The organism is Mariniradius saccharolyticus AK6, assembly GCF_000330725.2.
GTDB classification, from domain to species: domain Bacteria; phylum Bacteroidota; class Bacteroidia; order Cytophagales; family Cyclobacteriaceae; genus Mariniradius; species Mariniradius saccharolyticus.
Window position 1 is genome coordinate 1 of the sequence record NZ_AMZY02000031.1, and the last position, 15,873, is coordinate 15,873.

The 15,873-nt window shown below is 42.5% G+C and carries 9 protein-coding genes; 6 read left to right on the forward strand and 3 right to left on the reverse strand.

Translation table 11 applies throughout. The features are described 5' to 3' along the window. The 3 genes from C943_RS21625 to C943_RS20925 form a co-directional block, all read right to left on the reverse strand. On the reverse strand, nt 1-5,195 hold a 5,195-nt coding region (locus tag C943_RS21625; RefSeq protein ID WP_051069657.1), incomplete at its 3' end, for a Kelch repeat-containing protein. A gap of 525 nt (nt 5,196-5,720) precedes the next feature. Continuing rightward, nucleotides 5,721-6,638 (reverse strand): glycosyltransferase, encoded by a 918-nt coding sequence (locus C943_RS20920; protein ID WP_157198635.1) that lies wholly within the window; start codon nt 6,636-6,638, stop codon nt 5,721-5,723. Nucleotides 6,639-7,065: 427 nt separating this feature from the next. Then, complete coding sequence (locus C943_RS20925; RefSeq protein ID WP_008632032.1) at nt 7,066-8,055, reverse strand: glycosyltransferase family 4 protein; 990 nt, start codon at nt 8,053-8,055, stop codon at nt 7,066-7,068. 499 nt (nt 8,056-8,554) lie between these two features. On the opposite strand from C943_RS20925, the gene C943_RS20930 reads away from it, so the two are divergent. The 6 genes from C943_RS20930 to C943_RS22455 form a co-directional block, all read left to right on the forward strand. Further along, nucleotides 8,555-9,592 carry a DUF354 domain-containing protein gene (locus tag C943_RS20930; protein WP_008632034.1) on the forward strand — a complete coding sequence of 346 codons (1,038 nt, stop codon included), beginning with the start codon at nt 8,555-8,557 and terminating at the stop codon, nt 9,590-9,592. A gap of 252 nt (nt 9,593-9,844) precedes the next feature. Beyond that, on the forward strand, nt 9,845-10,960 hold the full coding sequence (locus C943_RS20935) for a glycosyltransferase (protein WP_040481741.1): 1,116 nt from the start codon (nt 9,845-9,847) through the stop codon (nt 10,958-10,960). A 194-nt stretch (nt 10,961-11,154) separates the two neighbouring features. After that, nucleotides 11,155-12,672, forward strand: a complete 1,518-nt coding sequence (locus C943_RS20940; RefSeq protein ID WP_040481743.1) for a GNAT family N-acetyltransferase — start codon at nt 11,155-11,157, stop codon at nt 12,670-12,672. A 211-nt stretch (nt 12,673-12,883) separates the two neighbouring features. Further along, nucleotides 12,884-13,750 (forward strand): polysaccharide deacetylase family protein, encoded by an 867-nt coding sequence (locus tag C943_RS20945; RefSeq protein ID WP_008632038.1) that lies wholly within the window; start codon nt 12,884-12,886, stop codon nt 13,748-13,750. 338 nt (nt 13,751-14,088) lie between these two features. Beyond that, nucleotides 14,089-15,681: a GNAT family N-acetyltransferase gene (locus tag C943_RS20950; RefSeq protein WP_008632040.1), complete on the forward strand. Its 1,593-nt coding sequence runs from the start codon at nt 14,089-14,091 to the stop codon at nt 15,679-15,681. Next, nucleotides 15,678-15,873 (forward strand): hypothetical protein (locus tag C943_RS22455; RefSeq protein WP_211208909.1); only part of this gene is annotated, 196 nt, incomplete at its 3' end. The genes C943_RS20950 and C943_RS22455, both read left to right, overlap by 4 nt.

Consider the following 15,873-nt stretch of genomic DNA (forward strand, 5'->3'; position numbering starts at 1 on the left):
CCGTTTCCGGAATGGTCGATGAGCGATTGTCCACCCCCTTCTTCCATTTTCCAATGTGCCTTTAGTCCTAACAATAATAGTTGAGAGGATTCGTTTGAGCCAATAATTGGGATTTCAACCGTTGAATTTGTTCCGTATTCTAGACGGATATGGGCCGCCGGTACTTTCTTGGTTCCGACATAGCTGAAACCAATCTGAAACGTCGAATCTGGTAAAATTGTGAAACCTTGTGAAACGGGTGAATTAAAAATAAACTCTCCCGAGTCCGCTCCTCCAAAGGACACTGATTTTATAATCACCGCCTGATTCCCACCGGATGCATTTACAGCAATAAATCCGTTGCCTTCCTTGTCAAGTTTTACGGAATCTGGAACCTGGAGGCTACTTGGTACTAAAACTATGCCGACGGGTTGGTCAAGACCCAACACTTCCATTTTTTTCTGGTTTCCGCCACCTCTCGTGGGCGACCCGGCGATTACATAAAGTCCGCCTCCTGAAATAATCCCTTGGGTTCCATGTCTACCAAAATTGAGACTCGGGCCATTTGTCCAAGTAGAGTCCTTAGGGTCAAAAATCTCTGTCACATTTAAAGCAAGGTCGTTTCCTGGGCCTGGAATTTCACCCCCAACAACATACAACTTCTCATCGAAGGCAGATACTACAGCGGCGGCCCTTGGAGTCGGCAAATCCATGGAACTCGGCAGCGTCGACCAAGTTCCGGTTTCGAAGTCCCAAACATCTACTTCTTTGATTACTGGACCAAAGGTGCCACCCTCTCCTCCCGATAACCTTCCGGAAGCAACAAAAATCTTATCCCCTATGACTGAGGCATGAAAATGGTCACGGGCACGGGGCGCATCTGCCAAGGTTCGCCAAGATCCTGTTAAGGGATCAAACTCGTCAAAATAGGCCACATACTGGCCGTTGTGACCAAGTTTGTTTCCTCCGATCAAGTAAAACTTATCCTTGTAAACAACCAAACCTGCAGAGCCTCTACGTCTTTCTACTGGAATTTCAGGTCCCCGCGTGTATTGTTCAGTAATTGGGTCAAAAACCCAAATATGGCTTGCAGGAGTTTCGTTGGGGAAACTATTATTTTCAAATGCACCAATTATCCAAATGTACCCCCTATACTCAACCGCCTGAAAATGGTTGAACGCGAGTGGGCCTACATTCACCAGTGTTTTCCAGGAATTATTCTCAAAATCATAAACATCAATATTCCTTGCTTTTTCACGTCCACCCATCAAGTAGAATTTCTTCCCTGCCTGTACAAATGAGTTCTCATGTCTTCCGGTATAGCTAGTGTCTTCGTCAACTAGCTTCCAACTATCATATCGATTTACCGTCCACTTAAAAGAAATGAACTCCTGATTTGAAATTGGCTGGTTGGAGTCCCGTACCCACAAAGTCACATTGTAGGGGCTTCCTGCGGCTGCATTTTCCGCAAGTGTGCCGAATAACCTACCGTTTACGGGCTCGATTTCGACGCCTGGGGGTAGGTTTTCTGCATCATACTGCAAGGCGCCGAATCCGCCCTCTGCTTTGAAAAAGAGTGTGCCATCCAGAATTTCCCTTTCCACTGAAACTTGATCCCCGACAGACTCCAGAATTACGAGCGCCGGTGATGCTTGATTCCCAATTAATTCTATGCCGTGTATCAAGGCATTTCCTGCAATACTTTGAAATGTGAGAACAAGCTCGTTGGAAGGTATTTCTATATCAAATTCCTTAACCCCTGCTACCCCCTTTCCAAATTCCGTGTGTATATTAAGTGCCCCAACGACTTCCGTACTATTGGCCAACACCCTAAACACCCTATCTCCTGAATTTTCATTAGCAGCGGAGTCAATTCCCAAGAAAAGCCTTACTTTATAATTTCCTGGATTTATAGGAATCGTGTACGTTAAGTCTATACCGTTTGCCGACTCAAAGTAGTCTTCGAATATTTCTTTGAAAGTACCCTCGTCGATGTAGTCAGGGATACTCGAGTGCCGGCTAATCCATGAAAAATTACTCGCCCTTACGACTCCTGAATCTACGACGTAACCAACTCCATTCGTCGGGCCATTCTGATGGTTTGCCTGCCAGTTTGGCGCTTGATTTATCCCAGCGATTGCATTTCCACCCGCGTTGATCCGATAAAGTATACTTTCGGGTGCGAGTACGTTTACAACGATTTGCTGTTCAACCCAATAGCCTTTTGAATCATTGGCTCGAACCGTAATCGTGTCATTGCCAGTGGTACTTGGGAATTCTATCCGAAGTACGCGATCGTCAATATTTACTTCAATCCCTAAGCCGCCATGGGTGAATGCAGTATAGGATAGGTTTGATTCACCATCATTATCGTCAAAATAGGAAGAAAGTATTATTTCTTTCGGAATTGACCCCGCCTGCCGTTGAATAGACGGCAATTTCTTTAAAATGTAAGGTTTTTCGCCGAAAACTTTGAAGTTGTCATAGGTCGCCAAAAATTCAGTACCTCCTATTCCGGAACTACCGTAAAAACCGATTGCTAAGGGCTTTTCTGTAGCTTGGACGGCATCTAAAAGGGGGCCTACCAGTGTTTTTTCTCCGAGGTGAATTGTGTCACGTTCACCAATTCGGACTTTTGGAAATATTTTTCCGGTCGAAGGATCAATGAAGATCATAAAATTGACGTTTTCATTGGGCTGGGGGCGTTCCGTTTCAGATATCGAAACGACAAGAGGCTCTGAGTCAGGAATGTCATCGATTTCCATCGATGCGATCACGGCAGAGTTAGTGAAAACAAGCTTGACAAAGTTACTTTGGCTGCCGTCCCCAATCTGTATGCCCAATTCGCCTTCGTGGGTTGTTGTATAGAACATTTGCGGTCCAGACATACCCAGCAAATTACTTGTGACCCAAAATGTTCCTGATAATGAATCGATATTCACGCCAAATTGAAAACCTTTCCGAAGACTATTGGCCTCACCATTAGCAGTGCCTTCTGTCATAGCTAACTGAACCGCACCTGCAGCACCTCCAAAAATGTCATCTGGCATTGGACCCAAACCAACAGAGTCTAACCAAGCCAGCCAGTTCGGTTTACCGGAGCCATTATTCATCAGGCCAGTAAGACCAAGGCCGCGGTATCCGAATGGTCGACCGATGGGATCAGATTTATCAGAAAATAACTCGTTGTCAATAGGCAAATCACTTGGCGAACCCAGCTGAAAGGGATCTATTGCGTCGATGATTCCGTCGTCATCATCGTCCAAATCATTTAAATCAGATTCAAAGTCTCCATCAAAATCCTCAGGCCGGGAACCTCCTGAGCAGTAATCGGTTCCATTGTCGAGTTCATCTTGATTGCTGAAGCCATCGCCGTCATAATCTCCGTCCGGATCAAAATAAAGATCACCAGGTGTTGGGCAAAAACTGACGTCTGCTGGTGTAAGTATACGAATCATGTTATTAAAGGACGCCACCCAAATTGTTCCGGGGAAGGCCTCTTCGTCTGACATTGCATAAATACCCAAAGCATTGCTACTACCCACATTGAATTTGTCCTCTTCCAGAAAATCCAATGTGCCCTCCGGAGTAAGGTGCACGAGATGCAGATAATTCGCCCTACCGATTATTAATGATCCCTTTAGAGTACCCTGAAATGCATTAGAACGATATTCCGCTATAGCATTACTATTTCGTTTCAAAATTGCGACAACTTCAGGCTGTGGGCCATTGGGATTAAAGAGATCAGGGGCAATGTAATCAGCCTCCAATGGATTGGCCAACGATATAGGTACAGGTGGCCAATTGGCAGGAAGAGATCTTGCTGCATAGTCGTCGAATCCGGGCTGCCCAGGCGCAATCGGTTCTAGAATCTGAGTGCGAAAAAACTGATTGGGCGTATATAATGGATTAATGTTTTGCCAGCTATAATCGTCTCCTAGACTCCTTGTGAAAAGCCCAGCGCCTCCCGGTGAAAAAGGATAGACAGCATTTTCTGGCATGCGTATTCCGGGATTTGCTCTAATTGGCGTTGGATGTCCCCCATAAAATGATCCGAAACTGTAATTCCTTACATCAGTTGTAATTTTCAACAACTGATCTTGATTGGTTACATACTGTGGATATCCATCAGTGAATGTAGCGGTAGCCTCGGTTGCACCTGGTTCTCCGATCGCGTAATCATTACTAACACTGTCTGGATTTCCTTCTCCAATTGGGAGGCCGCCCCAGGTTGGATTAGGTCCATTGTCAGTTACATACACGCTTCCTGATTCGGTTACAACGATGTCGAACGCATTGCGATAGCCACCTGAAAATATCTGAACAGGTCCTCCTTCTACCAGCATTCCCATATTCAACCCATCATTTCCTCCAAATGGATCTCCAACGTCGACACCATCATAGTTTGAGTCTTTCGGATCATAGATTCCATTTTTGTTTGGCCGGGATGGATCATCCAACGTTGGTAAATCATAGATGAATTCCCTACCAGATTCACTATCTACATTAATTGGCATTTCTTCTAATGCCTGCAGGTCAATACTCAAAACTGCTGCTGAAAGAGCATACTCCGTGATCCATGCAAAATTTCGACTTGGCGCTCCAGCATTCGTGAATCCCCCGCTCGTTACCAAAAGATAGGGTTTGCCTTGAATCTCGACATGTTCCATTCCATTCGTGGAATGATTTTCTTCTGACCGCGGTAAGCCACGCACGATATCAACAGTTTCCCAACCATTTTGGGTTTTTGTGAGGCGTGTGATCACGCCTGAGTTAGTGTCCAAGGCCCTGTCTCCTCCGGCACTATTTGGCCCCCCCCATTTGGGGTCTGAAGAACTCACATAAATGATCGGTGAATTCTGAGTTCCCACGACAACAATGCCGGTAACCTGACGGTTAGATCTTCCATCCCATGCTGGAGTACCAATGTCATCGTGATTAGGGATGCTTTGTACGTCCAAGATAACCTCCGCCCCAATCACCCGATATGAATTTGTTGTGGTTTTCTCTATGCTATAAATCTTTATTTGCCCATTAAGATCTGAAACATACAAACGCCCGTCAGGTCCAAATTGCAGCGAGGTACCTTTTTCAGGTGCAATGAAACCGTTAAAACTAAGATTGCTTAGGTTGAAGGGCACTTGCTGTGAAATCAACGGTATTGAAATAAAAATAAACAGCAAGAAGGGTAGGAGTCTTTTAATAGTAGTACACATTTTCGAAGAATTATACTAAATAATAAAAATTTAAAATTTTACGACGTTTAACTGAATCGTGAGTAAATTTAAGACGAACGGATTATCAAATATAAAAAAACGCTTTATAAATTGAATAAAATGATTTACAAATTTTTTTCATTAAAAACTTAATTTTTTCGTATTTATTTCACTGGTAGCGCTTTGATTCGATGAATATTTAATCCACATAGGCCCTTTCAAAGACAGGAATTTTTGTTATCCTCTTCAATTGAAAAATGGCATTCGTCGTTCACAGGAAGAAAGAATCTTATCGGGAAAGGATCAAGGTTTAAACCAAAAGTAATTTAAGAGAGTGTAGCGAATGTGATAATAGAATTTCTTGAGAAAAGAATATTTAAAATACGTTCCATCGACAGTGGTGCGATGTTAAGGGCTGAAAAAAAATTTGGATTACGGTTGATCAAATCAATTCGACAGCCAATAATTTAAAACTGTTTGTTTTTCCTAAAAATCCTCATAATTTTACGATCTTTAGGAAAAACTTTACATAGGCTCATTTTCTACCCAATGTCCCGAACTAATTTCCAAAAAATCGAGAAGTTTTTTTCCCAACGTTAGATGATCGTGTTTTTCATTTAAATATTTCACACAATTTTTAGATAGGTTGGAGTAGACCATGTGATCTAGACCGTCCAGAAGTTTGAGTAAGGATGGGGGGTCTGAATAGATATAGCCAAGCATATAACTTGAAATTATTCCGTCAGGGTTCACATTTGAATTACTCAAAATCGGAGTTCCGGTACACATGGCTTCCAAAAAAGTATTGCTGAATCCCTCATAGCGTGATGTATTTAACAGGAATTTCGCACCTTTGAAAAAATCCATAATCCCATCCCGTGGGATGGTACCAACGAACTTTACGTTTGGTAATGTTTCCAATTTTGGCAAATAGTTTGCTGTTTCTTGGTCTAAAGGATACATCGGCGCCCCTGCAACTAAGAATTCTTCATGCTGCAGCAGCTTGGCGATTTCGAAAAGCAGCTTAAGATTCTTCTGATACCTGAAGTTCGCCACCCAGGCGATATAGCCTTTTGGGGATTTTTTAGGAGTCAAAAACGCTTTATCCAAAACCGTTGGATTGATAAGCTGAATAACCTTTTGCCCGGGATATTTCATCTTCAATCTTTGTGATTGGTAGGTGTTTTGGGTCATGATATAATTACAATACCGAAATCCCAAGGAAATAAAAATTTGTTCAAATGTGCTATGGGTTAGTTTGATGCGCTCATCCAACATGTTGTCATTCGCTATGCGAATTACCTGTTTCGATCCAGCGATCTTACATAATACCGCATGAAAAGGTGCGGTCCAAGCTGGTATTGATTCAATCACAAAATCCGGCTTTATCTCCCGCAAAGCTTTTAAGAGTTTTGGGAAACGATAATACAGGTAGCGCAGCACCGGGACTCCCTTCTTGGAATCGTAGATTTTGTAGGGTTTTATCCAATCGAATTCCGGACGTATTTTTCTATTGTCTTCTTCATTTCTGAACAAGACTATTGTATGCCCCAATTCATGCAAGGCTTGCATCCAAACCTGTGTTGCGACGACGGCACCTCCCATTGGTTTTCCGCCTTCCACAATCAGTTCAATATTCTGCCCTTGCATAAAAAAGAATGTTGCCATAAACTCCGAATTGAAAATGGTGAGAAAGTTAGGTGATTTGATTGTTAATTGTTGGGATTTGAGCGTACTCGTTCCTGGTTTTATATGCCCTCTTGGACAAAAAAAGGTATAGCGTTCCGTTTTGTCCCTGCATTTTTCTTCCTTGTCATTTGACTTTTCTCAAGATCCATCTTACTGTAAAACAGTAAAATTCGTCAAACATTCACTTTTCTCCAATACTCTCCTCGTAAATACGCTTGATCCTATTTGCGACAATTTGCGAATCAAATCCCATTTCATCGATGCGCTGCCTTCCTTTAATTCTCCCGGACGCTGTTGAGAACGCGATGGCTTTTTCCAATTGTGCAGAAAACCCAACCGAATCATAGGGTCCTATAAAGCAACCTTCGATTCCCGCCGTCGTGATGCTAACGTCGCCGACAGGGGTCGAAACGATGGGACAATTGCAGCAAAAGGCCTCCTTGACCACATTGGGAGAACCTTCATGGAAGGATGTCAACACCAAGGCTGTGGCAGCACTGTAGTAGTATTTCAGATTTTCGCTTTTCTCCTGAAAGACTGCATGCAATTGAACGCGGTATCCCCTTTCTTGGAGCAATTTTACTGCCTCTTCTGCCAAAGGGAAATTCTTTTCCGGTCTTGCAGGGTTCGAGATAAAGACAAAATGATGTACGTCCGGATCCCAATCGAGAAACTGAAGGGCCTCGCTTTTTGGCACCTCGTAAAACAGGCTAGTATCCACACCATTGGAAAGGATATAGGTGGGGTTTTTCCTTTTGGATAAGATATCCTTCATAATTTGGTTCATGACGATGGCTTTTTCATATACATGATTCGCGAAATAATGATTGATCCATAAAACCAACTTATTTCTCAAGGAAATGCTGCCATCCTCGTTTTTGTGTCCCAAGATATCCGTGCCCATCAAGGTGACGACCAAGGGAATTTTTCCCTTTGCAAGTTGCGCCACCACGCAGCTAAACCCAAAATGGGCATGAATCAAGTGTACAGGATGGGTTTTCAAAAGCGTTCTTAGCTTGAACACATTCTTGAGATAGCCGAGGAAGCCGCTTCCAAAGATGAGGAAGTGTTCAATTTCCACACCCACTTTTTCCAAGCTTTCTGCTTGGAGTCTGATGATGGGATTTAAACCTTGCTTTCGGTTTCCACTGGATACAAATAATATTTTCATTCGGATTATTTTGTTTTGAAAACTAACGGTTTGATGGATAACTATCCAATTAATTGGCTAAATACTGTCGACCGGGCGTCGAAAGTGGACGACAAGTGTTTGGCAGGTCTTTCTAGTCAGAATTCAGTTTTTGGAAAAAATGATTTGGAAAATACCCGCCAAATTTATTGTTTTGGTACGCAATGTCAAACATTGCAGTAGATTTAGGAACGCTTTTATCGTCAAAATCCCCGATCACCCCATTCAAAGTTGGTAAATTCAATGTGGTTTTTTCCTTTATACCAGTGATTTATCGCAGATTATAATACCACTTTCTAGGAAGAATCCGGTTTTTGACTATGGTGCTTTTGATCTTTCGAATTGACACTTTATTCATGCTTGAATTGGTCCCAGATTAAAAAGCGAACATTTATCTATGGAGCCTGCTTTTATGGCCTTCGAGTTTGAAGCAAAAACATCTTTAGTCTTATCTCATCTTAGCAAAATTTAATTTTTCACCATGCGTATTTTGATAGACATCAATCACCCGGCACACGTTCACTATTTTCGGAACTTCTACAAAATCATGACTGCCAAAGGGCATCAGATATTGGTGGTTTCCCGCAACAAGGAAATTGAACACAAGCTATTGGATTACTACCAAATCCCCTTTATCAATCGTGGGAAAGGAAAGGAAGGGAAATTTGGGAAGTTCGTATACTTGGCCTATGCAGATATGAAGCTCCTTGGGATTTCATTGAAATTTCGGCCAGATGTGTATTTGAATTTTCTGCATCCCTATCCCTCACAAGTGGCCAAATTGCTTGGCAAGACTTCACTTGTTTTCAGTGATTCCGAGCATGCCAAATTGCACCACCAATTGACCGTTCCATTTGCTACAAAGGTGTTTACCCCAGCCTGCTACAGGATTGATTTAGGGCAAAAGCAGGTTCGTTTTAACAGCTACATGGAGTTGTGCTATTTACACCCAAACTATTTTACGCCCAATCCTGATATTTTGGACCACCTTGGCGTCAAACCCGACGAGCCCTATGTCATCGTACGATTCGTGTCATGGGCTGCGGCACATGATTTTGGGCATTTGGGCATCAGCATGGAAAACAAGCGCAAGGCCGTCTTCGAAATGGCCAAATTCGCGCGCGTATTCATTTCTTCAGAAAAGGAACTTCCCGAAGACCTGAAACCCTACCAAATAAAAATCCCGCTGCACCGCATCCATGATGCGCTGTATTACAGCACGCTGCTGTTTGGCGAGAGTGGTACGATGACCTCCGAGGCTGCCGTTTTGGGTACCACTGCGGTATTCTTGAATGACAACGGACTCGGTTACACGGATGAGGAAGAAGAAAAGTATGGATTGGTGTACAATTTTACCGAAAGTCCAGAGCATCAGCTGGCATCCATTGAAAAAGCAGTGGAATTGCTCAAGAATCCCAACTTGAAAAAGGAAAACGCCTTGAAGCGCGAAAGATTGTTGAGGGAAAACATGGACACTACGCAGTTTATGATCGAAAAAGTTGAAGAGTTCTTGAAATAAAGGGTAAGATTTTTTTAAGCCGATTAAAAGCTTGTGGTCTAGGGTTCTTAGACATACCCTAAAAGTCACTTACCACTCATTGTTTTTGGCTAGGCGGTAGAGAAGGCTTTTAAAACTATATATTAAGTAAATAGGGAATGAATTTGTTTTTCTACTAGTGAAGTGGGGTTTTCCATCCAAAAATTTTGTTTTTCAAGATAATTTGGAATAATTATTGACACGCATAGGAAATATCATTTTGCGTATAAAGGCATGAATAAAGGGAAGATTAAGGTTTTGTTTTTTATCGGCACACTAAGTTCAGGAGGAAAGGAGCGAAGACTGTTGGAGTTAATGACCTATTTGAACAAATCAGATAAGTACGCACTGTTCTTGGTCACCAAACAAGCAGAGGTTTTGTTTGATAATTTTTACAGCCTTCAAGTGGAGTGGCTTCCCTTATCAACTTCAAGGTTGACCATAGGCTCTTTTTCTGAGTTTTATCAAATCGTAAAGAAAATCTCTCCCGACATCATTCATACTTGGGGAACCAAACAAACATTGATTGCTGTACCACCAAAATTGTTCTCTAAAAAAATCAAGCTGGTAAATAGCCAAATAACCTCGGCCCCTCCAAATTTGTCCCTTACTGAAAAACTGCTTTCTCAAATAAATTTTTTGTTTTCTGATAGCATTCTTTCCAATTCTTTTGCTGGCATTGAAGCCTATAACCCTCCTAAGACCAAGGCAGAGGTGATCTATAATGGGCTCAATGCCCAACGTTTCAAGTTTCTGCCTGAGAGGCAAGAAATGAGGAAGAAATTCGGAATTGAGACACGTTTTGCAGTTATTATGGTCGCATCATATTCCCAGAACAAAGATTACGAACGCTTTTTCAAAGTGGGATGGGAATTATTGAAGTTGCGACAAGACACTACCTTCTTGGGAATAGGGTACTATGATGACTCAGAACCGTATTTCAGGAACGCACTGGAAATAGCAGCCAAATCTCCGAATTTAAAGCCACTACCGGGCACCTTCGAAGTCGAAGCTTTGGTAAATGCCTGTGATATTGGTGTTTTGTTTTCAAATAACAAAGTGCATGGTGAAGGTATCTCCAATGCAGTGATTGAATACATGGCATTGGGTAAGCCGGTAATTGCCAATGACGCAGGTGGTACACGGGAAGTAGTCCATGACCAATGGAATGGTTTCTTAATCAAAGAGGAATCACCGGAAGAAGTCGCATTGATGATTCATAACTTGTTGGAAAACCCCACACTCATGGAGGAAATGGGAAGAAGATCAGAGGAAAGGATTGCAAAGGATTTTTCACTGGACAAAATGGGTGCTGAATTCGAAAAAGTGTACCAGAAATTGTTGAATTAGATGAAATCCCTATATTTGAAGGTAAATGTTTTCACCCAAGCATTTTTCACAATTTACAAATCCCGGGTTTTTCAAAGAAATCAAATGATCTCCTTGATTTTGCTTGTCGCAATCAATTAGTAGATACTATATTTGTCGGCATTACCAACTTAACCCAAAAAAGACTGTAACCGGTAGATTTTTTATTTTCACCCATGAAACAAGGATCAACAAGCGCTCTTACCCGACAGATTACCACCGTGGTTTGGCACGGGAAAGAAGCAATTGATGTGCTGGATACAGCCGAATTCAGGGTTAAATGGGACGTACTGGTACGGAATGTGGCCTTTGGAAGTGTTTTTCAAGCACCAAACTTTGTATTGCCTTGGTACAAAGGGAACATACAGGAGTTTTGGCCTGTTGTCTTGGCCGCGTTTGACGATGGACAGCTTGTTGGATTGCTCACACTTGCGCGAAAAGTGCATCAGCCCAAGGGTAAGCTTTGTAATAGATTGATCGGGGCTGGTAATTTTTATGCCTTGTACCAATCATGGTTGGTAGAAAGGCCATTTATCCAAACTTTTTGGGAAAAGGGCATCAATCGCCTGTTAGATGATATCCCGGGTTGCGTCATCAATCTAAAATCGATCCAAGATATCAGCATCTACAATGAACTGGCTGGCTTACCCGATTTTAATAGAAATACTGTTTTGGAGAAATTTCTGAATCCCGTTTTGGATTTTAGGGTGGAAGGGTATGACAAGATTTTTGCAAAACGTCATTTCAAGTCCAAAATCAACCGATTGAACCGCGCGGGGAATGTCGTGTTTGAAAAGGTCATATCCCCGCAACGCCTTGCCGAAGTTTTTCCGAAGTTGGCCACATTCTATGCCTTGAGACAGGGAGCAGCCTTTAATAAAACACCATTTGAAAACAATGATCATGCATTGAGTCTATTCAGTTCCTGGTTGTCGGAGGGGGCCTTGCATATGACTTGTCTTTGGCTGGATGAGGCCTTGATTGGGGCAATTATTATGGTCAACGACCTGGGGAAAACCGGTCATTTGGCCGGCTTGATAGCCTATTCGCCCACCCATGCCAAATTTTCGCCCGGCTTGGTGCAACTGTACCAGCATGCAATGTTATTGAAAGAGGAAAACTTTCAAAACATGAAGTTGTCTCCAGGATATGATGCCTACAAAGATCGGTTTTCCAACAAAAGTGAAGAAATTTACGAATTGATGATTTCTAGAAATCAGTTCCAATTGCTCAAAAGGAGATTGAGAAACAGGTTTAGGAATACGCTCTTGAATAGAGGAATTCGCCCGATGGAATTGGAAGTAGAATCGAGCAAATGGAAATCAAGGGTTCGGAAGTGGCCCTGCCAATGGTGGAAGAAACTTAGTCCATTACCGGTTTCTGTGGCTGAATTGTTCCAGAAGTTGGATACTTTAAAAAAGCTAGATGATTCAGTTAGCATGGAGTTGGAGCTGGATAATATGGAGGCGTTATTGCTTTCAACTGATAAAACTTTTGACCTCGCAAGATGGGAGTTCCTACAGGATGCATTGAATAGATTGGAGGAAAATGAACATTTTGTTACCTGGGTGAGGGCTGGTCAGCTTTTATGTTGTCTTTGGTATACGGGAGAAATGGTTTCAGGGGAGGATGAATTGATCGAAAAGGAAAGAAAAGGAAAAATCACCCAAGTATTTATTTCCGAGAAATTTTGAGGTTGCCTGAATACAAAGAAATGGGAATGGTATTACTTTTTTTTGGTCTCAAGATTAAGTAGATGCCTAAAGATAGATCCTACCTTTTGCCGACAAAATTTGATAGATTTGCTTTGAATTTTTGAAAAAGCCCAAAATTCCTGGTTTATAATTTTATATGAAATTACCCAACGTAGTTATTAATTTTCATGTAATTCAAAATGCTGAATGGATGGACAGTATCCTAAAGGTTTTGATGAGGTATTACAACATGGTAAGCGCCAAAGACCTGGAGTCATTTTATTTTAAGGGCTTGGAATTGAAAAATACCTGTCATATTACCGTCGATGACGGGGATATCACTGTATATACCCATCTTTTTCCCTTGATCAAAAAGTACAATATCCCGATTTCCATTTATGTTTCCCCAATGGCAGTGATGACGGGCAAGAACTTTTGGTTTCAGGAAATCGAAGGCTATGACCTCCAACTTTTTTTGCAGTATTACGACAAACAATACAACCAAAAGCATGCATTCAAAAATAAGTACCAGGTCTATGCTTTGATCAAATCTTTAACCCTGAAAGAAATCCATCAGCTCGTGGACGGATACAAGGAAGCCTACGGAATTCCTCACAAACCTCGCCGATGCATGACCCTGGAACAGCTGCTTGAATTGAAGGCATCGGGTTTGGTGGATATTGGTGCCCATACTATGCACCATCCGATTTTAAAGAATGAATCTATCGAAAAAGTACGGGATGAGATTCAGACTTCAGTGGAGAAATTGGGCGAATTATTGGGTGAGCAAACAAAGTACTTTGCCTACCCGAATGGTGTTCCGGTGATTGATTTTGGACAGAGAGAAATGAATATCCTAAATGAATGCGGTGTAAAATTGGCCTTTTCCACCCAAACAAAGAATTTTTCCATCGATGACCATCCCTTAAGCGTGCCAAGAAGGGGTATCACCAAAGGCGGTCCCATGTTTGTTTTGGCAAAATTGGCCTTGGGTGATAAATGGGAAGGTCTCAAACGATTGCTCAAAGGAAAGCAAGAACCTGATTTTAGGCTGGGAAGAAGGGAAACGGGTAATTGAAAAGCCCCTTGGTTTTTGGATCGTTCAAATTGGCGGATACAACGGATTTTTATTTCAAACTATAATACCACTTGTAGGAAGTGTTTTATTTGACAAGAAAATCAATTGCTTGGGAGTCGACAAACTCGGGACGTGTAAAGTGATTCCTGACTTTGATCTCATTAATTGATTTTTGATCACCTAGTTTCCAATAATGTCTTATTTTGCGAAGGTCAAAGGGGAGACTCTTAAAGAACACCTAAACGTTTCCTTTTTCTCGCATTCTGACATTTTTAAAATTGTTGCCACAAATGGGTGAAGTTAAAATCTATAGAGATCAGTCTTCAGAATCCTTGACCATGAACCAAGATTTCTTGGCTTTTTGGAAGGGCTTATGGAATCAATGTCCTTGGGCTACTATATTCCAATCGCCCGATTTTGTACTGACTTGGTTTGATTGCTTTCCGGATTATACACCTACAATAATAACCGATTGGGATGGGACATCCATGACGGGACTTTGGATATTGACGGAGGTAAATGGAAAATTTGCTGCGCCAGGCTTTGATTTGGCGGAATACCAGGTTTGGTTGTCAACCCCCGAACACCAATCCGCATTTATCGAAGCTGCGCTACAGGCTTTCTGCAAGGCTTTTCCCAAACATTCAATTTATCTGAAATACATACCCAACCCAACGCCTTTGGGAGTATTTGAGAAAAGCACATTCCTGAAATCCAGAACGGTATGGAGACCCTACAAACAGCCTTTGATGCTGGTAGATAAGGCTTGGCTTCAGGAGGAGTTGAAGAAAAAAAACCGCAAGGAAAAAATCAACCGCCTCAACCGATTGGGCAAGCTCGAGTTCTCCAAAACCATTGATTTAGAGACCTTCAAATTCCAAATCGACGAAATGGCTTTGCAAAGTGATTTCAGGAAAGGGGCCTTGTACAACAAGACCTTTTTTTACGACGAGCCACAACGGAAGGAGTTTCTGGTGAGGCTTTTTGCATTGGGCCATGTACATGTGACGATGTTGTCGGTGGACAATACCATGATTGCTTCCAATGCCGGAATCATGAACCATCAGGTAGTACATCTTCAAGGCATCAACAGCCACTCCCCATTTTATTCCAAGCATTCACCGGGCATCCTGCATTTTTTGATGTTGGGTGTAGCACTCGCAGAGGAAGGGATACCTGTTTTTGACCTCACACCGGGCGGGGCGGATGGTTATAAGTCCATTTTGGCAAACAGGCAGGAAACGGCTTATGAATGGTGGTTTGGTCCCAGTCCCTTTACTTTCAAAACAAGGACTATAGAGTCGCTCAAATTCAAGATAAAAAGCCGTTTGGAGCAAAAGCCGGTTTTTGGACTCGATTGGCAGGGCTTTCAGGAAAAAATCCAAACCTCCAGGTCAAATATCAAGAAGTGGACAAGGGTTTTACGGGCTAAGCCATCGTATGCAACCCATTTTTTGAATGAAATCAAGGACGAAGGTCCAGACTTGGATGCCGCAGGAAAATTGCCGTCTGCCAGCTCTAGCGCTGCTATTTCAGCGCTGAAAATCGAAAAAAACCGGATTCAGGATTTGTTTTATTGGCAGCAGGAAAAGGCAGGAATTCCGCGCAACGAATTGTTTTTGGATTGCCTCAACCGGATTGAATTTGGACAGCAGATGTTCACCTTGACGGAAAGTGAGAGTCTAATCGGGATTGCTTGGTTCATCCCTTCCGATGCCAAAATGCATGCCCAGGAAGCAAGGAATCAGGCGCCCGAACGCCCACCAATCATGCTGTGTTCCTGCTATCAATTGGGTAGGGAGAAGGATACAACTGCCCTGTTGTATGAAGTCTTATCCCAACTCCCCACAGACCTCCAGCCAAAAGTCCGGCTCCAATTTTCCCCCAAGCAAAAAAGCCTGCAAGCCCTCATTCTCCGCAGCCAAGCATGATTCATGATCATCTTATCCTGCTTTTCCGAATGCAGGATTTTTTGTTGTGCGACGGTTGCACCGTCGGACAATTTGGTAACGGTGCCTGTGGCGCACCTCGTCTCGTCGCAAATACCCTCGTTATCCTGCTTTTCAGAAAGCAGGATCCTCATGCCCCTCATGTTGCCTTTCCAAATCCAGCCGAATTGATTC